Raw genomic sequence first — 18,161 nt, 5'->3', positions numbered from 1 at the left:
AGCGCTTACAGCGCCGAGACGTACTTCTCGGGATCGGCGTCGAACAGCGGGCCGCAGGCCGCGCAGCAGAGGTAGTACTTCTCGCCGTTGTACTCGCGCACGAGGCCCTGCGCTTCGGCGTCGGCCTTGTTCACGAAGTTGCCGCGCATGACGGGGCACTCCGCGGTCTCGGCCTCGGTCGTCGCAGCGGCTCCGTGGTTGTGGGCTTCGCACATGGTGGTGGGTTCCTTTCGATGTGGGTGCATTCAGGCATCGCCGCCGCGGCTGGGCGCGGCGGCAGACGACCGGGGGTCCACCGCGCGGCTCTTGAAGGAGCGCAGGCGGAGGCTGTTGCCGACGACGAAGACGCTCGAGAACGCCATCGCCGCACCGGCGAGCATGGGGTTGAGCAGGCCGAACGCGGCCAGCGGGATCGCGAGCACGTTATACGCGAAGGCCCAGAACAGGTTGCCCTTGATCGTGCCCAGGGTGCGCCGGGCGAGCCGGATCGCGTCGGCCGCGCTGCGCAGGTCGCCGCGCACGAGCGTGATGTCGGACGCCTCGATCGCGGCGTCCGTGCCCGTGCCCATCGCGAGCCCGAGGTCGGCCTGCGCGAGGGCCGCGGCGTCGTTGACCCCGTCGCCGACCATCGCGACGACGCGCCCCTCCGACTGCAGTCGCGAGATCACGTCGGCCTTGTCTCCCGGCAGCACCTCGGCGATGACGTCGGTGATGCCGACCTCGGCCGCGATGCGCCGCGCCACGGTCTCGTTGTCGCCGGTGAGGAGGATCGGCGACAGGCCGATCTCGCGGAACTGGGCGATCGCCTCGCCGCTCGTGGGCTTCACCGTGTCGGCCACCACGAGCAGCCCGCGCAGCGCGCCGTCCCAGGCGACGAGCACGGCCGTCTTGCCCTCCGCCTCGGCGGCCTGCTTGCGGCGGAGGATCTCGGGATCCTCGGCGATGGACCAGTCGTCGAGCAGTGACTGCCGGCCCACGAGCAGCGCACGGCCCTCGACCACACCGGTGACGCCCCGTCCCTCGACGTTGCGGAAGTCCTCGACGGGTGGCAGCACGACGTCGAGCTCCTCGACGGCACCCTTCGCGATCGCCTGGGCGATGGGGTGCTCGGAGGCGTCCTCGATGGCACCCGCGAGGCGCAGCAGCTCGGCGCGATCCGTGTCGCCCGCGGTGACCGCGTCCACGAGGGTCATGCGTCCCGTGGTGACGGTGCCCGTCTTGTCGAGCACGATCGTGTTCACGCGGCGGGTCGATTCGAGTACCTCAGGGCCCTTGATCAGGATTCCGAGCTGGGCGCCGCGTCCCGTGCCCACGAGCAGCGCGGTGGGGGTCGCGAGACCCAGGGCGCAGGGGCAGGCGATGATGAGCACGGCGACGGCCGCCGTGAACGCGCTCGCCGCGGGGAAGCCGGCGCCGAGCCACGCGCCGAGCGCGACCACGGCGATCGCGATCGCGATCGGCACGAAGATGCCCGAGACCCGATCCGCGAGGCGCTGCACCTCGGCCTTGCCCGACTGCGCGTCCTCGACGAGTTTCGCCATCTGGGCGAGCTGCGTATCGGAGCCGACCCGGGTCGCCCGCACGACGAGCCGCCCGCTCGCGTTCACCGTCGCGCCCGTGACGGCGTCGCCCGGCCCGGCCTCGACGGGCACCGACTCGCCGGTGAGCATCGAGGCGTCGATCGCCGACATGCCCGAGACGATCACACCGTCGGTCGCGATCTTCTCGCCCGGGCGGACGACGAACTCGTCGCCCACGGCGAGATCCTCGATCGGGATCCTGACCTCCTCGCCACCGCGCACGATGGCGACGTCCTTCGCACCGAGCTCGAGCAGCGCCCGCAGCGCGGCGCCCGCCTGGCGCTTGGAGCGCTTCTCGAAGTAGCGGCCCGCGAGGATGAACATCGTCACGCCGGCCGCGACCTCGAGGTAGATGTTCGCGGCGCCATCGCTCGGTGCGATCGACAGCTCGAACGCGTGGGTCATGCCGGGTTCGCCGGCGGTGCCGAAGAAGAGCGCGAAGAGCGACCAGAGGAAGGCCGCCGTCGTGCCGACTGAAACGAGCGTGTCCATCGTCGCGGCGCCGTGGCGCAGGTTCATCCAGGCGGCACGGTGGAAGGGCCAGGCGGCCCATACGATGACGGGCGCGGCCAGGGCGAGCGACGCCCACTGCCAGTAGGTGAACTGCAGTGCGGGGATCATCGCCATGAGGATCACCGGAACCGACAGCACGATCGAGCCGATGAGGCGCTGGCGCAGCACGGTCAGCTCGCGATCTTCGGCGGGATCCTCGTCGCCGTCGGCGGCCGCGTCGGCCGACCGGGTCTTCGGCTTCGGCAGCTCGGCGGTGTAGCCGGTCTTCTCCACCTCCGCGATGAGCGCCTGGGGGTCGAGGCCGCGCGGGGCGGTGACCCTGGCCTTCTCGGTCGCGTAGTTGACCGAGGCCTCGACGCCGTCGAGTCGGTTGAGCTTCTTCTCGATGCGCATCGCGCACGACGAGCAGGTCATGCCCCCGATCGCGAGCTCGTAGCTGTCGACCGGGGCATCGCTGGTCATTTCGGGTGCTGACATGTCGCTGTCCTTCTGGTGGGGCGCCGCGCGCCGGGTCAGTGGGAGTCTTCGCCGTCGTCGTGGCCGCCTGCGGGGGCATCGCCCTCCGCGGTGGTGAGTGCGAACGGAGCGGAGTAGACCTCGTCGCCGACCTGGAAGTCGAAGTAGAGGAGGTAGCGGCCCGCGGTCGGGGCCTCCGTCGCGAAGTCGACCGTGGGCCCCGAGAGGTCGCCGGGCTTCGGCTCCTCCCCCTCGGGGTGCACGTGCAGGTAGGCGAGGTCGCCCTCGCGCAGCGCGACCAGGTGCCCGAACGCGCCGAGGTAGGGCTGCAGTTCGGTGACCTGCTCGCCGTCACGGGTCACCTCGAGGGTGAGGGTGGATCCGCCGCCCACAAAGAGGTCGCCCTGCAGCTCGACATCGAACTCGCCCGCCTTCGCGGTGCGCACGTCGTCGTGGCCGTGCGCCGGCTCGAAGTCGCCGCCGATGTTCAGGCTGCGCGTGAGAGTGAGCTTCTCGCCGCTCTCGGCCGGGATGAAGTCGGCGAAGACGCGGTAGGTGCCCGCCTCCGACCAGGACCAGGGCAGCGACCAGGTGCCCTCGGCGTCGAGCGTCGGGTGCACGTGGCGGAACTCGGCGCCGTCGTTCCTGACGACGATGAGATGGAGGTCCTTCTCGTGCTCCTCGGTGAACTCGGTCACGGCCTCCCCGTGCTCGTCGAGGATCGAGAAGCTGAGCTCCCCCTCCTCGCCGAGCTCGTGCGGGGCTGAGACGGGACCGAGCTGGTAACCGCCCTCGGCGAGCGACAGGCCCGGCAGCGAGGCGGTGGCCGCCTCGGTCTCGGCGGGGGCTTCGCCGTGGCCGCCGTGACCCCCGGTGGTCGCCTCGGCGCGGGCCTCGACCGCGGATTCGGGCACGACCGCTCCGGCGACGAGGAATGCTGCGCCGAAGGCGGCGACGAGGCCGACGCCGTAGAGGCCGAGCTTGGCGGGAGTGTTCATCGGGTCCTTCTCACTGGATCGAGCGGGTGGGAGCGGCGGTCGTCGGTGCCGAGGCCGTGCTGTCGCCGCTAGGCGACGCTCGCCTCGTACCCGGCCTCCTCGACGGCCGCGAGCACCGCGGCGTCGTCGACGGGAGCGCCGTCGGTGGTCACCGCGAGGTTGCCTGTGGCTGAGCTGACCTCGATGCCGGTGACGCCCGGGATCTGCTCCACCTCGCCGCGGATCGCGACCTCGCAGTGGCCGCAGCTCATCCCGCTGACCTGGTACTTCGTGGTTGCCATGTGTGTCTCCTCTGAATGGTGTGCCCGGCCCCGTGCCCGGCGCTGCTACAGTGAGAACACTATACCCAGGGGGGGTATTCCCGCAAGGTGTTCCGGAGAGGTGGATTCAGCGATGAAGTACGCAGATGCAGTGGTGATCGTGGGCTCGGGAGCGGCGGGCCACAGCTGCGCCCGGACCCTGCGCCAGAGCGGATTCACGGGTGGCGTTCTCGTGGTCGACGCGGAGGGCGCCGGCATCAATCGCACGCTCGTCGACACCGGACTGCTGCCGGGGCTGCTGACCGCCGAGCAGATCGCGCTGCCGACCCTGCCGGAGGTCGAGGCGGTGCGGGGCCGCGTCGTCGGGCTCGAGGGCGACGGTCGCACGGTCGTGCTCGACGACGGGCGGCGGCTGAGGGGCGAGCGGCTCGTGATCGCCTCCGGCAGAACTCCGCGTGCGCTCGACCGGGGGATTGCGGTCGAGGCAGGGGCGCCGCTGCACCCGCTCCACGGTATCGCCGACGCCGAGCGTCTGCGGCGGGCTGTGCCGGATCCCTCCGCCGCCCGCGTGGTCGTGCTCGGGGCAGGGTTCATCGGCGCCGAGGTCGCGAGCTTCTACGCCGATGCGGGTGCCGTGGTCACGCTCATCGGGAGGTCATCCCGCCCGCTCGAACGCGCTCTCGGCAGCGGTATCGCCGAGCGGCTCGCGCGGAGGCACGCCGAGCGCACGGACTTCCGCTGGGGGCGCGGCGTGCGCGCGATCCGCAGCGCATCCGGCGGTGCGCGGGGCGCGCGGGTGGAGCTCGAGACGGCCGAGGCGGTGGGGGCCGACGCCGTCATCGTCGCCGTCGGATCCGTTCCCGCCGCCGCGTGGGCGGGCTTTCCCGGCGGCATCCCCACCGATGATCGGCTGCGGGTCGCCGGGTGGGACGGCGTGTACGCCGCCGGCGGAGCCGCGGCGCCCCGGACCGCCGCCGGAATCCTGCGCGTCGATCACTGGGACGCGGCGGCGGCTCAGGGCGCCCACGCCGCCCGCGCCCTGCTGCACGACCTCGGTGCGGGCGAGGACCCGGGTCCCTACTTGCCCGTGAGCGGCTTCACTCTCATGGCGCACGGCGCGGCCATCGCGGCCCGCGGCGTGCGCGCAGAGGGCGCGGCCGAGGAGGAGGTCGCCCTTGACGGGGGCGGCCTGCTGACCCGCTTCATCGGCGCCGACGGACGTGTGACCGGGGTCGCCGGCTGGAACGCCGGCGCGCGCGTCGCCGCGGAGGCGGCTCGGATCGTCGCGGATCCCGACCTCGCCGCCACCGCCTGATCGAGACCGCCTCCCGAGTGGCGACCGAGGGCGCGGTGCCGACCCCGGAACCGGTCACCGGCAGGCGGTTCCGACACGCGAACCCTGAAATACTGCGGAGAATCCGCGAGATTCCGCCGAATTGGGGTAGATTCGTACGCGATCAACCGATCGGACCCTCCCAACGGGTGGGGGACACCTGAACAAGATCAGGGGCCGGCGCCGCGCGTCTCGCCCTGGAAGGACACAACATGGCACTCAACAAGACTGAGCTCGTCGCTAAGATCGCGGCCGAGACCGGCCAGAGCCAGGCCGCCGTTTCGAGCGTTATCGACGGCCTCTTCGCCGCGGTTTCCGAGACCGTCGCCGGTGGCGACAAGGTGTCGATCCCGGGCTGGATCTCCTTCGAGACCGCGACCACCGCTGCCCGCACCGGCCGCAACCCCCGCACCGGTGAGACCATCGAGATCCCCGCCGGCAAGCGCGTGAAGGTCTCGGTCGGCTCGAAGCTCAAGGCTGCCGTGAAGTAACTTCTTCACCCTCAGAGAGCCCCGGTCGCGCCTCGGCGCCGCCGGGGCTCTCTGCGTTCAGGGGCGGGCGCCGCGGTGTCGGTGTAGAGGAGACGCCCGGGCGGCCGGGTTAGGCTGGTTCGGTGCCCCGATACCTGCGCGTGCTCGCGCCCGCCACCCTGCTCGCGGCGACCCTCGTAGCCTTGATCATCGGGCTCTCGATCGGGGGCGCCGCCGATGAGCGCGCACTGGCCGATCCCGGCGCGATCGTGCGCTTCGGCCTTCCCGTCTCGCGCACGCTCGTGAACGTGTCGATGGCGGGGCTCATCGGCTCCGTGGTGATGGCCGTCTGGGCGCTCGCGGGCCTCAACCCGGCCTCGCACGCAAGCGGGACCCGCACGCACGCGCCCGCATCCCGCGGGGGAGGCGAGCCGCCCGCAGAGACGCGGACCGCAATGGATCTCGCCGCGGCGTCGGCCGCCGTGCTCACCGTCGCGAGCGCGGCGACGATCCTCTTCACTTACGTCGACGTATCCGGCCTCGCGTTCTCGCCCGATGCGCAGTTCGGCGCGGGGCTCGCCCAGTTCGTCACGGAGATCGAGCTGGGCCGGCTGTGGCTGCTCGAGTTGCTGCTCGCCGCGGTTACCACGGTGATGGCCTTCGCGATCCGGGGGCGCCGCCTCACCCTGCTGGTGCTGCTCGCCGCCCTGGTCTCCACGCTGCCCCTCGCGCAGCAGGGACACGCCGCGGGTGCGTCGGGGCACGGGCTGGCCGTCAACGCGCTGCTGGTGCACCTCATCGGCGCGGCGGTGTGGCTGGGGGGTCTGCTCACCCTGGTCTTCGTGGCGAGGGTCGTCGACCGGCAGCGGCTGGCGGTGCTCACCGCGCGCTACTCCACGCTGGCGCTCTTCGCGTTCATCGGCGTTCTCGCCTCGGGGGTGGTGAGCGCCTGGATGCGCATCGGCTCCGTCGACGCGCTGTTCGGCACCGGTTACGGGCAGCTCGTGGTGCTGAAGACCGCGGCGCTTCTCGCCCTCGGCGTGTTCGGCGCGGTGCAGCGCTCGCGCCTGATCCCGCGTATCGCGAGCGGTGCGACCCGGGCTTTCGCCTGGTTCGTCGTCGCGGAGCTCGCCGTCATGGGCATCGCGAGCGGTGTGGCGGGAGCGCTCGGGCGCACCGCGACGCCGGTCGCGCTCGAGCCGGCTCGCGATCAGGGCGGCAGGATCAGCCCGGCCGAGTGGCTCACCGGCGATCCGCTGCCGCCCGAGCTGACCGCCGGGAGCTACCTCACCGAGTGGAAATTCGACCTCGCGTGGGTGCTCGTGTGCGTCTTCGGCGTCGCGCTGTACCTGGCGGGAGTGCTGCGCCTCGCCCGCCGCGGCGACCGGTGGCCCATCGGCCGCACCGTCGCCTGGATTCTCGGCCTGCTGCTGCTCTTCTACACGACCAACGGCGCGCTCAACGCGTACGAGCAGTACCTGTTCAGCGTGCACATGCTGGGGCACATGATGCTGACCATGCTCATTCCCCTCGTGCTCGTGCTCGGCGCGCCGATCACGCTCGCGCTGCGGGCCGTGGAGCGCCGCACCGACGGCTCGTGGGGCGGTCGCGAGTGGATCATGTGGGCGATCGCGACGCCCTACTCGAAGATCATCACGCACCCGGCCGTGGCCGCGGTCGTGTTCTCGGGGTCCCTGTGGGTCTTCTACTTCACGCCGATCGCACGTTGGGCCGCCGAGGAGCACCTCGGCCACCAGTGGATGATCATCCACTTCCTCATCTCGGGTTACCTGTTCAGCCTGTCGATGATCGGCGTCGATCCGGTGCCGTACCGCTTCCCGTACCCGCTGCGACTGGTGACCCTGTTCGCGACGATGGCGTCGCACGCGTTCTTCGGCGTGACGCTCATGACTGGTGACGGGCTGCTGCTCGCGGACTGGTACGGCGCGATGGGCCGCACCTGGGGTGCGACACCGCTCGAGGACCAGAACACGGGAGGCGGGATCGCGTGGGGGATCGGCGAGCTGCCGACGCTCGCGCTCGCGCTCGTGGTCGCGGTGCAGTGGTCGCGCAGCGACGCGAAGGAGCAGAAGCGCAAGGATCGGGCCGCGGATCGCTCGGGGGACGCCGAGCTCGAGGCCTACAACGCGATGCTGGCGAAGACCGCGGCGCGCGACGAGCGCGCCGCGCACCGCTGAACGGGGTCGAGGTCGGGGGCGGAGGGCGTCGCGTTCAGGGAGGAGATCGTCGCCCGGGCGGGAAGCTGTCGACTATCCCGCCCGCGCGGGCGCGGATCTCCTCCCTGGGAGCGGGGCGGCTACATCGTGGCGAGCAGCTCGCGCATGTGATCGATCTCCGCGGTCTGCGCGTCGATCACGGACTGCGCGAGTGCGACGACGTCGGCGTTCTCGCCGCCCTCGACGGCGGGTTCGGCCATGACGAGTGCGCCCTCGTGGTGCTCGATCATCTGCTCGAGGAAGAGCTTCGACGCCGCAGCACCGTCAGCGGCTTGCAGCGCGGAGATGCCCTCTTCGCTGATCATGCCGCCGGATCCGTGGCTGCCGTGCTCGCCGGCGGCCGCGGCCTCCTCGACACCCCACTCGGCGAGCCAGTCCCTGAGCTGCTCGATCTCGGGACCCTGCGCGGCCTTGATCTCCTCGGCCAGCGCGACGACGCGCTCGTCGACGCCGGTCTTCGCGAGCACGATGTCGGACATCTCGATCGCCTGCTCGTGGTGGGCGATCATGCCCGAGGTGAAGGTGACGTCGGCCTCGTTCACGTCGGCGGGAAGGGCCGGTGATTCGGTGGTCTGCACCTCGGTCGCGGTCGGTTCTGCCGCGTCGGGAGCGCTGCTGCAGGCCGAGAGCGTGAAGCCTGCGGTAATGGCGATAGCGGCGAGCGCGGTGGCAGTGGTGCGAGTACGCATGATGGTTCTCCTGAGATCGGTTTCGTGCTGATGCGATGGGAGCGCCCGCGGGCGCTCTGTCGAACCGCGCCGCCGCGTGGACGAGCGCGGTGGGGTGCCTGGGCGCAGCGCGAGCGTGGCGGTTGCCGTCTGCTCGCTGCGGGGCACCGATCGATCAGGTGCGGCTGATACCGAGAGCGTCGAGGGAGGGCGGCCGCATCGGTGGGAGGTGCGCGACGGCTCGTGGACGCGTGGAGGGTGGGATCGCCGCGAGCCAGGGTGCTCCGCGCCGCTCGGGCAGCAGGAGCGAGATGAATAGCACGAGCACGCACAGTAGCGCGAGCCCCGGGGCGTGCGGATCGAGTCCGCCGTCGTCTGGCGGACCGCCGAGCGAGAACGCGGGGGTTGCGGGGACGTTCACGGGCTCGACGGCGGGCGGCGGATCCAGGTGCGCCACGGTCAGCTCGGCATGGGGCTGCGCGTGGGATCCGGACCCCGGGGCCACGCTATAGCCCGCGGCGTTCTGCGAGTCGCTCGAGGCGCAGTGGAGGCTCAGCGTGTGCATGGCTGCGAGCCCGACGATGACGGCGAGGGTGATCAGTGCGACGAGCAGCGCGGTGCGGGATGGGGCCGCGAGGCCCGATCCGTGCAGCGGTGAACGGTTGATGCGCATGTCACCCCGAGTTTATTGATGGAGCCGGGGCCGACGTCTGGGAGGCCGGTGGGCATCAGCTGTTAATACCCCGAGGGGGTATCGGCACTCGCGGCTCCGTGGCCGCCATCGCGTCAGGGCCCGGTTCGGAGGTCGAGCGCCAAGCGGATCCCGAACAGCAGCAGTACGCCGCCGGTGACGCGATCGAGCCAGCGCATGAATCGGGGTGACCGGAGGCGCGCGCCGAGCGCCCCGCCGGCGACGATGATCACCGCGAACCAGATGAGGCCGAAAGCGTTGTGCACGAGCGCGAGCACGGTGCCCATGAGGATCGGCGACACGCCCTCCGGCACGAACTGCGGGATCGCTGCGAGGTAGAACACTCCCACCTTGGGGTTGAGCAGGTTGGTGACGAGCCCGGTCGTGAAACCGCGCCACGCGCTGCCCCGCAGCTCGGGGAGGTCCTGGCCGTGCGTCGCGGCACCGCGGAAGCTCGAGACGATGAATCTCAGTCCCATCCAGGCGAGGTAGACGGCCCCGGCGACGCTGAGAATCCGGTAGGCCGTCTCTGAGGCGGCGAGGAGCGCGCTCGCTCCGACGGCCGCGGCGATCCCCCAGGCGACCACCCCGGCCAGCACGCCCAGCGCGGTGGCCCAGGAGTAGCCGCGGGAGTGGGAGATCGAACTCCTGAGCACCAGGGCCGTATCGACGCCGGGCACGACCGTGAGCAGCGCGGCCACGACGGAGAAGCCCAGGATGGCTTGCTCGAACGTCATTGTCTGAGGTTCCGGCTACGGGCGCCTCGGGCTACTCGCCCGGGGCGCCCTCCTCGGTCAGGGTGACATCGGCGCGATGGAAGTTGAGGTGCGAGCGCGAGGCAGTGGGGCCGCGCTGTCCGAGGTAGCGCGAGAAGGTGGCGCCGGCGCCGTAGGGGCGGTCGGCGGGCGACGAGAGCTTGAAGAAGCAGAGCTGCCCGATCTTCATGCCGGGCCACAGACGGATCGGCAGCGTGGCCACGTTGGACAGCTCGAGCGTGACGTGTCCCTCGAAGCCCGGGTCGATGAAGCCCGCGGTCGAGTGGGTGAGCAGCCCGAGGCGGCCGAGCGAGCTCTTGCCCTCGAGACGCGCGGCGATGTCGTCGGGCAGGCTCACCCGTTCGAAGGTCGAGCCGAGCACGAACTCGCCCGGGTGCAGGATGAACCCCTCGGCGGGATCGACCTCGATGAGGCGGGTCAGCTCCGGCTGCTCTTCCGCCGGGTCGATGACCGCGTACTTGTGATTGTCGAAGAGTCGGAAGTAGCGGTCGAGGCGTACATCGACGCTCGACGGCTGCACCATCTCGGAATCGGTCGGCGTCAGACCGATGCGCCCGGACTCGAGTTCGGCGTTGATGTCGTGATCGGAGAGCAGCACGGGAACGATTCTAGGGGAGAGCGGTGGTCAGTCCCGGAAGGCGCGGAGAACGTCGACTGCGGAGTTCAGCGGAGCGCCCGCGGAGTGGTGGTCCCGCAGCACCTCCTCCGATCCCGCGGAGGCGGAGTGCGCCGCGGCGGCCCGTCCCACCATGTACCAGATGCCGACCGCGGGGGCGGAACCGCGGTTGACGAAGAGGTGCGGGCGCTGCGAATCGAACACCATCGAGTCGCCGGCGTGGATCAGGTGCGTGTCGAATTCGAGCTGGAGGGTGAGTTCGCCGCTGAGGAGGTAGAGGTGTTCCACGCCGAAGTGGCGCATGAGATGACCCTCGATCGAACTCGATGCTCCGGGTTGATAGGTCACGCGGAGCGCCTCGACATCGGCGTCGTCGAGCACAGCGAGGCGCTCCCATCTGACGCCGTTGTCCATCTCGAGCGTCGGGTTCTCTTCGGACCGCTGGTGAGCGAAGGTCGTCGCGAGCTGCGGCGCGACCGGGGCGGGTGCGGGCGCCGCCGCCTCCACGGACGGGGGCCGGTCGTCGCGGCCGAGTAGGGCGTCGGTGGAGATGTCGAGCTCCGAGACCAGCGAGTAGAGCGTGCTGACCGACGGCTTGGTCTTGCCCGTCTCGATCTGAGAGAGCAGGCTCGGAGAGACGCCGATGGAGGACGCGAGTGCCCGTAGGCTCATGCCCCGCGCCTCGCGCGCCTCCCTGAGACGGGCGCCGATGGAATCGGACATGGTCGAGGAGCCTCCTGAATCAGATCGCGGAACCGCGGTCGGCGACGCGCTGTGTTCAGTGTAGCCAGAGCGGATGCCGTTCGCTCGGATCGGGGCTGCCCGCGGAGGGTAGGAGCCTCCGCTACTCGGCGCGCCGGATGATCTCGGCGATCGCGGACCAGTCGGCATCTCGGAGATCCGGATCTGCGAGGGCGGCGTCGAAGACCTCGTTCATGACCGGCGCGGTCGGGAGGGCCGCGCCGAGTTCGGCCGCGGCCGCAGTGGCGAGGCGAAGATCCTTCAGCCCGAGCGCGACCGGGAATCCGGCCGGGTGGTAGGAGCGCTGCGCGATGATGCCGCCGTATCCCCGGTAGGCCGAACCCGTGAACGCCGTGTCGGTCAGAATGTCCACGAAGGTCCGGGAATCGACACCGCCGTGCTCGACGAGGGAGAGCGACTCCCCGAGCGCCTGCAGAGCGTGGATCAGGTTGTAGTTCACGCCGATCTTCACGAGGCTCGCTTGCGCGGGGTCGTCGCCGACCCGCCAGACCTGCTTGCCGAGGAGGGAGAGGATCGGCTCCGCGCGATCCACGAGCGCTTCCTCGCCCGCGGCCACGATGTTCAGCTGCCCGGCCGCCGCGACGTCCGGCCGCCCGAGGACAGGCGCGGCGATGTAGCCGACGCCGTGCTCGCGGTGGCGTTCAGCGAGCTCTCGGCACATGGCGAGGCTGATCGTGGCCATGTTCACGTGCAGCGTGCCTGAACCCCGCTGCAGCGCGTCCTCGGAGAACGCGGCATCGGCGGCTGCGTCGTTCGCGAGCATGGAGAGCACGATGTCAGAGCGTTCGAAGACCTCGGTGGGGGTGCTCGTCTCGCGCGCGCCAGCCGAGACGAGCTCGTCGGCCTTCCCGGCGGTCCGATTCCAGACGAGCAACTTGTGGTCGGATTGGGCGATCCGGAGTGCCATCGCGGATCCCATCGTGCCCAGACCGATGAAGCCGACTGCGATTCCCATGATTCCCCGCTTTCACGCTTGCGAATACCGTTCCAGACAGTTTAGTCTAACTAAACAGGATGTGCAGTAGTGCAGTTCGATCTCCGTCCCATGAGCAACGATGAGGGTGTGGTACCTGATGGCGATTCCGACTTTCGGTATGAACGACGTGGACTGGGAGACGCGCATCGATCGGGATGCGCTCCGCGACGGGCGGGTGTCGCGGCTCCGCGCGGAACTCGATCGCTCGGACCTCGGCGCGCTGCTCGCCTTCGACTTCTCGAACATCCGCTACATGTCGGCGACGCACATCGGCACCTGGGCGATGGACAAGGCCATCAGATTCTCGCTGGTCACCCGCAACAGCGACCCGATCGTCTGGGACTTTGGATCGGCCGCGAAGCACCACGATCTCTACAACCCGTGGCTGCACACCACGACCACGGAGATGGACGCCGATCCGCACCAACCTCACCACGGCGCGGTGAAGCCGCGCCTGGAGTCCGGCGCCCGGGCCGGCATCTCGACCCTCCGCGGCGCCTTCCACCCCGATGCGGGTATCGCAGACGAGGTGGCGCGCAAGGTCAGGCGCGAACTCGAGAAGTTCGGTCTGCTGCACGAGCCGCTCGGCGTCGACATCGTGGAGATGCCGATCCTCATCGCTCTGCAGAAGGCCGGCATTTCCGTCGTCGATGGTCAGCAGGTCTTCTTGAACGCCCGTGCGGTCAAGATGAAGGAGGAGATTCAGCTCCTCACCCAGGCAGCCTCAATGGTTGACGCCGCCTACGATGAGCTCTACCGCTTCCTCAAGCCCGGCGTGCGCGAAAACGAGACTGTTGGCCTCGTGTCGAAGGTGCTTTACGACCTCGGGTCGGAGTACGTCGAGGGCGTCAACGCGATCTCGGGCGAGCGCTGCTCCCCGCACCCGCACGTGTTCTCGGACCGCCTGATCCGACCCGGCGATCCCGCGTTCTTCGATATCCTTCACTCTCATCAGGGCTACCGCACCTGCTACTACCGCACGTTCGCGGTCGGCTCGGCCTCGCCGGCGCAGGTCGACGCTTACAAGCGGGCGCGCGAGTACATGGATCGCGCGATCGCTCTCGTGAAGCCGGGGGCGACCACGGCCGACATCGTGGCGGTCTGGCCGAAGGCCGAGGAGTTCGGTTTCCCGAACGAGGAGGCCGCGTTCGCTCTGCAGTACGGCCACGGTGTCGGGCTGTCGATCTGGGAGAAGCCGATCTTCTCGCGGCTCGTCTCGTTCGACCACCCCGAGGTGCTCGAGGAGGGAATGGTCTTCGCGCTGGAGACCTACTGGCCCTCGGCTGACGGCATCGGCGCGGCGCGCATCGAGGAGGAAGTCGTGGTCACGGCAGACGGGTGCGAGGTCATCACCAAGTTCCCGGCGGAGGAGCTGCTCGTCGCCGGCCCGAGGTACCACGCGGTCGGCTTCGAACTGCCTACGATGCGAGACTCGCAGTCGCACCTCAATACCCCGTGGGGGCGCGGCGAGGGCTGACCTTCACCCTCGCGCGTACATTCAATACATCCAATCGAGTCAGGAGCAATCGATGAACAACGATCGAATCCAGCGTCAGCCCGCACCCGTCGTCCCGGGCATCTCGGACAGCGTCAGGGTCTCCTCGGGAGACCTCGTCTTCATCTCCGGCCAGGTCGGTTTCGAAGCGGACGGCTCGGTGCCTGAGAGCTTCGAGCGCGCAATCGAACTGACCTACGCCGAACTGAAGCGTGCGCTCGACGCGCAGAACGTCGGGTACGAGGATCTGGTGCGCGTCAACGTCTACATCACCCACCTCGACCAGGAGAAGTTGGCGATCTGGCGCTCGACCCGCGACCGCATCGTCGACGCTCCGGAGCCCTCCGCGAGCACCGTGATCGGCGTGTACTCGCTGTACAACGGCGCCACCATCGAGATCGATGCGGTCGCCGCGGTCTGAGGATCCATGAAGCGCGGAATAGCCCGGATCGTACTGAGTCTCTTGGGCACGGTCACGCTGATGGGCTGTCAGCAGCCGCCGGATAAGGAAGCCGTCATCGAATCGAAGCCGTTCTCCCACTTGAGCGAGTTGGACATCGTTGAAATGGTTCCGACACGAGCGCCAGATGCCAGAGTGCGCTATGACGAGCATCCGCTCACTTTCGGAAATCTTCGACTCCCTGATGGTGCGACAGGGAAAGATTCACCGTTGGTGATTCTGATCCACGGCGGGCAGTGGGAGTCGAGCTTCACACTCGACTATATGGAGCCTCTGGCCGAAGCGCTCACCGAGGCCGGTGTTGCTACCTGGAACATCGAGTTCCGAAGATTGAACAACCCCGGCGGCGGTTATCCAGGCATGTTTCATGATGTCTCGAACGGAATCGATTTTGCCCGGCAGCTCGCACAGAACTATCCAATTGACGCCGAACGTATCGTCCTGCTGGGGCATTCCTCCGGAGGGCATCTAGCCGCTTGGGCGGCAGGTCGTCAGAACCTACCGCAAGACAGTGAACTCTTGGATTCCGATCCGTTGCCAGTGAGGGGAATCGTGGACTTGGCTGGAGTGCTGGATCTCGAGTATGCCTATAGTGCTGGGCGCACTGACATTCTGGAGGTGGTCGGCGTTGGAAATGGAGAAGAGCTGGGCAGGCTGGCCACTGAGGTTTCTCCTATTGAATTGTTCCCGAGAGGGATACCGCAGACGCTTGTTATTGGAAGTGATGACAGCCCATGGCGGCTCGAAAGCCAGGAACGTTACAAGACAAGAGGAGAGACCGAGGGCGATGTTCTCGACCTCATTGTGTTGGATGGGGCGAACCACTTCGATGTCGTCGACCCGTGCACCGAAGCATGGACCCCTATCGCCACTGCTGTATTCGAGTACCTAGATGAGTCTCTTGACTCCGCTGAGTCGTCCAATCCTGTGTGCGCACGGTGAGGTCGGGCGACTGACAGAAGATTAAGACGGGTCGCTCTCTTGACGAGTGAGCCGACAGCGGTGACCGTGCCGATCCGCAGGGCGAGGACGCCCTCACTGTGAATGTCTGGTCGGGGAATGGAGCGCCGCCTGCTCGATCGTCGTGGTCCTCATCCACGGCGGTCGAGTGGCGATGAGGAGTTCGATCGCCTCCCGCACGAACTGATCGCGCAACTCGCTGCGTTCGCCGGTGTTCGCGACGATGACGGGACGCGACGTCTGAACTGAACTGAACTGGATAGGCCGGTGTTCATTCCGCATTAACGCGGTGCAAGGATCACATCCCCGATTGGAGTGCACGAAGGGCCTGTGTGACCTGACCTGCGCCTGCCTCAGAGGTCGGCGAGGGTGAGGTCTGCTCCGGAAGGACGTACCAGATCCCCTGAGCGGCGGCCCCGCTCTCGTTCGTGAAGACGTGGGGCCGCTGGGCGTCGAAGGAGAACGAGTCGCCCTTCCGCAGCACCATCGTCTCGAAGCCGAGGCGGAACGTCAGCTCGCCCTCGAGGACGTAACCGAACTCCCGTCCAGCGTGCCGCATGAGCTTACCGTCCATCGAGCTCGAGGAGCCGGGGTCGTAGGTCACGAGCAGGGCTTCGACGTTCTCGTCCGCGGCCGAGGCGAGGCGTTCCCAGGTGACCCCGTTCTGGATGTCGATGCGAGGCGCCGCCTCTCGGCGCTGGACGGCTCGTTCGACCGCGAGCCGGGACGGCCCCGCTTCTTCGCCCGAGGGGAGGCCGAGCAGGGAATCGACGGAGATCTCGAGGTAGGCGGCGATCTCGAAGAGCTTCGGGACCGACGGATGGAGCTTGCCGGTCTCGACCTGCGAGAGCATGCTCGCCGAGACGCCGACGGCGGTCGCTACCGAGCGCAGGCTCAGGCCTCGCGCCTCGCGCTGGCGGCGCAGCCCCTTGCCCAGCTCATCGTGCATATCTGACCTCACTCCAGAACTCCGACGGGTTTCGATGTTAAGCCCACCCTACCGAAGGTCGAAAAATGTTCATCTATTATTGACACCGGTCGACGGTTATGTGAATCTGTACTAAACACCGCGGTGTGTCATTCAAGGTCGAACAGACAGTCTGGAGTGAAAATGTCAGAACTCGGAATCCGCCCAGAGATCGCGGCGATCGTCGACAGGATCGACGCAATCCGCCCTCAGCTCGTTGCGGGCGGCCGCGAGAGCGATCAGCTGCGACGGCTCAGCGATGAAACGTTCGATGCGATCGCCGCCACGGGGGCCTTCAACATCTCCGTTCCGACGAAGTTCGGCGGTTTTGCCGCGAACACCCGCGAGGCGCACGCGGTCGCGCGTGCGATCGGCCGAGGCGACGGGAGCGCGGCTTGGATCCACGGAATCCTGGACTCCGGCGCGTGGGTTGTGAGCCTGATGCAGGAGCAGGCTCAGCGCGATGTCTGGGAGGGTCCGAACGGCACCGAAGCCTTCATCTCCATCGTGCTCGCAACCTCGTCCACGGCCGAGCACGTAGAAGGCGGGTACCGAGTCTCGGGCAAGTGGGGATATGGTACCGGCAGTCAGCACGCGACCTGGTCCCTGCTCGGGATCCCGCTGACGGACGAGAGCGGGGCGGTGACCGACGCCGGGCTAGCCCTCATCCCGACAGCCGACCTGTCGATGGAGGATAACTGGTATGTGGCCGGTATGAGGGGCAGCGGGAGCGTCATGCAGATCGCGGACGGCGTCTTCGTGCCAGAGCACCGGGTGATGCCGTTGACCGCGGCGGTCGAGGGCGGTTACCTCGGTGACAACCCCGAGCAGAGCTATAACACGGTCTTCGTGCCTTCGCTGTTCATGAAGCTCATCGGGCCGCACCTCGGCATGGGCCGCGCGGCGCTCGACTTCGTGATCGCGAAGGCTGAGACGAAGGCGATCGCCTACACCGGATATGAGAAGCAGGCCGACGCCGTGTCGTTCCAGCTCGCGGTGGCCAAGGCCAGCATCGCCCTGGATGCGGCGGAACTCCTGGCCGCGGATATCGCCGACGAGATTTACGACGGCGCGGCCCGCGACTATTACGCCCCGTATTCGGAGCGAATCGAGATGCGGGCGAAGGCGGGGTGGATCGTGGAGACGATCACGAACGTCATCGACTCCCTCGTCACCGCTCACGGTTCGGCGGGGTTTGCGGAGTCCTCTCCGCTGCAGCGGATCTGGCGCGACCAGGCGACGGCAAGCCGTCATGGCCACACCCTCAGCGCGAGCGGCTACGAAGCATTCGGGAAGATCGTCTTCGGCCGCCAGGAAGAGGCGTCGAAGGTGCTGCCCGTCGTCTGACGGTCGGCCACGAACCCGGATGCGCGCACAAGCATAAGAAGATCAAGGAACAGCTCATGACTGCAACCGCTCAGAAGAGCAGAGTAACCGCGGACGATTTCAAGTTCGCCTTCCGTCACCACCCCGCTGGCGTCGCCGTGGTGACGGCCGACGCGGGCAACGGACCCGTGGCGATGACGGTCAGTTCGATGTCGTCGGTCGCCATCGACCCACCGACGCTGGTGTTCTCCGCCTCACCGCTGTCGTCGGCGACGCCGACCATCCGTGAGGCGGAGACGGTCGTCGTGCACCTGATCGCATCGGATCAGGTCGATCTCGCACGCCTCGGTGCGCGGTCGGGCGCGGACCGCTTCGGCGACGACGTGGAGTGGGGTCGGCTGCCCACGGGCGAGCCCTACTATCCCAACGCCACCGAGTGGTTGCGGGGGCGCGTGGCGCGGTTGTTCGAGATCAACGGGTCGGTGCTCGTGATCGTAGAGGCGCTTGAGGCGAAGCCGCGAGAGGGACGCGAGGACACGGACGAGAGTCCTCTCGTCTATCACAACCGGACCTGGCATTCGATCGGAGACCACACGCAGCTTCCCTGAGCCGCTGTG

The 18,161-nt window shown here is 68.5% G+C and carries 19 protein-coding genes; 8 read left to right on the top strand and 11 right to left on the bottom strand.

Annotation, left to right across the window (positions count from 1 at the left end; all coding sequences use genetic code 11):
* Nucleotides 1–5 precede the first annotated feature (5 nt).
* The 4 genes from KVY00_RS08760 to KVY00_RS08745 form a co-directional block, all read right to left on the bottom strand.
* Nucleotides 6–215: a YHS domain-containing protein gene (locus KVY00_RS08760; RefSeq protein WP_255572565.1), complete on the bottom strand. Its 210-nt coding sequence runs from the start codon at nt 213–215 to the stop codon at nt 6–8.
* Nucleotides 216–245: 30 nt separating this feature from the next.
* Nucleotides 246–2,570 (bottom strand): heavy metal translocating P-type ATPase, encoded by a 2,325-nt coding sequence (locus tag KVY00_RS08755; protein WP_255572564.1) that lies wholly within the window; start codon nt 2,568–2,570, stop codon nt 246–248.
* A 35-nt stretch (nt 2,571–2,605) separates the two neighbouring features.
* Nucleotides 2,606–3,547: a heavy-metal-associated domain-containing protein gene (locus KVY00_RS08750; RefSeq protein WP_223042607.1), complete on the bottom strand. Its 942-nt coding sequence runs from the start codon at nt 3,545–3,547 to the stop codon at nt 2,606–2,608.
* Between the two features lie 68 nt (nt 3,548–3,615).
* Nucleotides 3,616–3,828: a heavy-metal-associated domain-containing protein gene (locus KVY00_RS08745; RefSeq protein WP_223042606.1), complete on the bottom strand. Its 213-nt coding sequence runs from the start codon at nt 3,826–3,828 to the stop codon at nt 3,616–3,618.
* Nucleotides 3,829–3,940: 112 nt separating this feature from the next.
* Here KVY00_RS08745 and KVY00_RS08740 point away from each other — a divergent pair, with 112 nt between their 5' ends.
* The 3 genes from KVY00_RS08740 to KVY00_RS08730 all read left to right on the top strand — a co-directional run bounded on the left by KVY00_RS08740 (nt 3,941) and on the right by KVY00_RS08730 (nt 7,808).
* Nucleotides 3,941–5,122 (top strand): FAD-dependent oxidoreductase, encoded by a 1,182-nt coding sequence (locus KVY00_RS08740; protein ID WP_223042605.1) that lies wholly within the window; start codon nt 3,941–3,943, stop codon nt 5,120–5,122.
* Nucleotides 5,123–5,352: 230 nt separating this feature from the next.
* A complete protein-coding gene (locus KVY00_RS08735; protein WP_017884001.1) occupies nt 5,353–5,631 on the top strand; it encodes an HU family DNA-binding protein in 279 nt (92 codons plus the stop codon).
* Nucleotides 5,632–5,753: 122 nt separating this feature from the next.
* Nucleotides 5,754–7,808 (top strand): cytochrome c oxidase assembly protein, encoded by a 2,055-nt coding sequence (locus tag KVY00_RS08730; protein WP_223042604.1) that lies wholly within the window; start codon nt 5,754–5,756, stop codon nt 7,806–7,808.
* Between the two features lie 119 nt (nt 7,809–7,927).
* Here the strand turns inward: KVY00_RS08730 and KVY00_RS08725 are convergent, their stop codons facing one another.
* The 6 genes from KVY00_RS08725 to KVY00_RS08700 all read right to left on the bottom strand — a co-directional run bounded on the left by KVY00_RS08725 (nt 7,928) and on the right by KVY00_RS08700 (nt 12,315).
* Nucleotides 7,928–8,536, bottom strand: coding sequence for a DUF305 domain-containing protein (locus tag KVY00_RS08725; protein ID WP_223042603.1), 609 nt, complete (start codon nt 8,534–8,536; stop codon nt 7,928–7,930).
* A gap of 154 nt (nt 8,537–8,690) precedes the next feature.
* Nucleotides 8,691–9,188, bottom strand: a complete 498-nt coding sequence (locus tag KVY00_RS08720) for a hypothetical protein (RefSeq protein ID WP_223042602.1) — start codon at nt 9,186–9,188, stop codon at nt 8,691–8,693.
* A 113-nt stretch (nt 9,189–9,301) separates the two neighbouring features.
* Complete coding sequence (locus tag KVY00_RS08715) at nt 9,302–9,943, bottom strand: LysE family translocator (protein WP_223042601.1); 642 nt, start codon at nt 9,941–9,943, stop codon at nt 9,302–9,304.
* 31 nt (nt 9,944–9,974) lie between these two features.
* Nucleotides 9,975–10,580 (bottom strand): dCTP deaminase, encoded by a 606-nt coding sequence (gene dcd, locus KVY00_RS08710; RefSeq protein WP_223042600.1) that lies wholly within the window; start codon nt 10,578–10,580, stop codon nt 9,975–9,977.
* 27 nt (nt 10,581–10,607) lie between these two features.
* On the bottom strand, nt 10,608–11,321 hold the full coding sequence (locus tag KVY00_RS08705) for a helix-turn-helix domain-containing protein (RefSeq protein WP_223042599.1): 714 nt from the start codon (nt 11,319–11,321) through the stop codon (nt 10,608–10,610).
* A 121-nt stretch (nt 11,322–11,442) separates the two neighbouring features.
* Nucleotides 11,443–12,315, bottom strand: coding sequence for an NAD(P)-dependent oxidoreductase (locus KVY00_RS08700; protein WP_223042598.1), 873 nt, complete (start codon nt 12,313–12,315; stop codon nt 11,443–11,445).
* A 118-nt stretch (nt 12,316–12,433) separates the two neighbouring features.
* Here KVY00_RS08700 and KVY00_RS08695 point away from each other — a divergent pair, with 118 nt between their 5' ends.
* Genes KVY00_RS08695 through KVY00_RS08685 form a run of 3 tightly spaced genes read left to right on the top strand, consistent with a single transcriptional unit; the run spans nt 12,434 to nt 15,233 of the window.
* The gene (locus KVY00_RS08695; RefSeq protein ID WP_223042597.1) at nt 12,434–13,813 is read left to right on the top strand and encodes a M24 family metallopeptidase; all 1,380 of its coding nucleotides are present in this window, start codon (nt 12,434–12,436) and stop codon (nt 13,811–13,813) included.
* A gap of 52 nt (nt 13,814–13,865) precedes the next feature.
* Nucleotides 13,866–14,252 (top strand): RidA family protein, encoded by a 387-nt coding sequence (locus KVY00_RS08690; RefSeq protein WP_223042596.1) that lies wholly within the window; start codon nt 13,866–13,868, stop codon nt 14,250–14,252.
* A gap of 6 nt (nt 14,253–14,258) precedes the next feature.
* Nucleotides 14,259–15,233: an alpha/beta hydrolase gene (locus KVY00_RS08685; protein WP_223042595.1), complete on the top strand. Its 975-nt coding sequence runs from the start codon at nt 14,259–14,261 to the stop codon at nt 15,231–15,233.
* A 316-nt stretch (nt 15,234–15,549) separates the two neighbouring features.
* Here KVY00_RS08685 and KVY00_RS08680 read toward each other — a convergent pair whose 3' ends face one another.
* Nucleotides 15,550–16,200, bottom strand: a complete 651-nt coding sequence (locus KVY00_RS08680; RefSeq protein ID WP_223042594.1) for a cupin domain-containing protein — start codon at nt 16,198–16,200, stop codon at nt 15,550–15,552.
* 162 nt (nt 16,201–16,362) lie between these two features.
* On the opposite strand from KVY00_RS08680, the gene KVY00_RS08675 reads away from it, so the two are divergent.
* Both KVY00_RS08675 and KVY00_RS08670 read left to right on the top strand, forming a co-directional pair.
* The gene (locus KVY00_RS08675; RefSeq protein ID WP_223042593.1) at nt 16,363–17,565 is read left to right on the top strand and encodes an acyl-CoA dehydrogenase family protein; all 1,203 of its coding nucleotides are present in this window, start codon (nt 16,363–16,365) and stop codon (nt 17,563–17,565) included.
* 56 nt (nt 17,566–17,621) lie between these two features.
* Entirely contained in the window at nt 17,622–18,152 is a 531-nt protein-coding gene (locus tag KVY00_RS08670) for a flavin reductase family protein (RefSeq protein WP_223042592.1), read from the top strand.
* Nucleotides 18,153–18,161 lie beyond the last annotated feature (9 nt).

The sequence above is a fragment of the Leucobacter tenebrionis genome, from assembly GCF_019884725.1.
Taxonomy (GTDB): domain Bacteria; phylum Actinomycetota; class Actinomycetes; order Actinomycetales; family Microbacteriaceae; genus Leucobacter; species Leucobacter tenebrionis.
Note: the sequence above shows the minus strand (reverse complement) of the source record. Positions and strands in the feature narration are given on the sequence as shown.

Excerpts from the sequence above, each read along its gene's own strand:
- KVY00_RS08760 (WP_255572565.1), bottom strand. The coding sequence starts at position 215 with ATGTGCGAAGCCCACAACCACGGAGCCGCTGCGACGACCGAGGCCGAG.
- KVY00_RS08755 (WP_255572564.1), bottom strand. The coding sequence starts at position 2,570 with ATGTCAGCACCCGAAATGACCAGCGATGCCCCGGTCGACAGCTACGAG.
- KVY00_RS08750 (WP_223042607.1), bottom strand. The coding sequence starts at position 3,547 with ATGAACACTCCCGCCAAGCTCGGCCTCTACGGCGTCGGCCTCGTCGCC.
- KVY00_RS08745 (WP_223042606.1), bottom strand. The coding sequence starts at position 3,828 with ATGGCAACCACGAAGTACCAGGTCAGCGGGATGAGCTGCGGCCACTGC.
- KVY00_RS08740 (WP_223042605.1), top strand. The coding sequence starts at position 3,941 with ATGAAGTACGCAGATGCAGTGGTGATCGTGGGCTCGGGAGCGGCGGGC.
- KVY00_RS08735 (WP_017884001.1), top strand. The coding sequence starts at position 5,353 with ATGGCACTCAACAAGACTGAGCTCGTCGCTAAGATCGCGGCCGAGACC.
- KVY00_RS08725 (WP_223042603.1), bottom strand. The coding sequence starts at position 8,536 with ATGCGTACTCGCACCACTGCCACCGCGCTCGCCGCTATCGCCATTACC.
- KVY00_RS08720 (WP_223042602.1), bottom strand. The coding sequence starts at position 9,188 with ATGCGCATCAACCGTTCACCGCTGCACGGATCGGGCCTCGCGGCCCCA.
- KVY00_RS08715 (WP_223042601.1), bottom strand. The coding sequence starts at position 9,943 with ATGACGTTCGAGCAAGCCATCCTGGGCTTCTCCGTCGTGGCCGCGCTG.
- KVY00_RS08705 (WP_223042599.1), bottom strand. The coding sequence starts at position 11,321 with ATGTCCGATTCCATCGGCGCCCGTCTCAGGGAGGCGCGCGAGGCGCGG.
- KVY00_RS08700 (WP_223042598.1), bottom strand. The coding sequence starts at position 12,315 with ATGGGAATCGCAGTCGGCTTCATCGGTCTGGGCACGATGGGATCCGCG.
- KVY00_RS08695 (WP_223042597.1), top strand. The coding sequence starts at position 12,434 with ATGGCGATTCCGACTTTCGGTATGAACGACGTGGACTGGGAGACGCGC.
- KVY00_RS08690 (WP_223042596.1), top strand. The coding sequence starts at position 13,866 with ATGAACAACGATCGAATCCAGCGTCAGCCCGCACCCGTCGTCCCGGGC.
- KVY00_RS08685 (WP_223042595.1), top strand. The coding sequence starts at position 14,259 with ATGAAGCGCGGAATAGCCCGGATCGTACTGAGTCTCTTGGGCACGGTC.
- KVY00_RS08680 (WP_223042594.1), bottom strand. The coding sequence starts at position 16,200 with ATGCACGATGAGCTGGGCAAGGGGCTGCGCCGCCAGCGCGAGGCGCGA.
- KVY00_RS08675 (WP_223042593.1), top strand. The coding sequence starts at position 16,363 with ATGTCAGAACTCGGAATCCGCCCAGAGATCGCGGCGATCGTCGACAGG.
- KVY00_RS08670 (WP_223042592.1), top strand. The coding sequence starts at position 17,622 with ATGACTGCAACCGCTCAGAAGAGCAGAGTAACCGCGGACGATTTCAAG.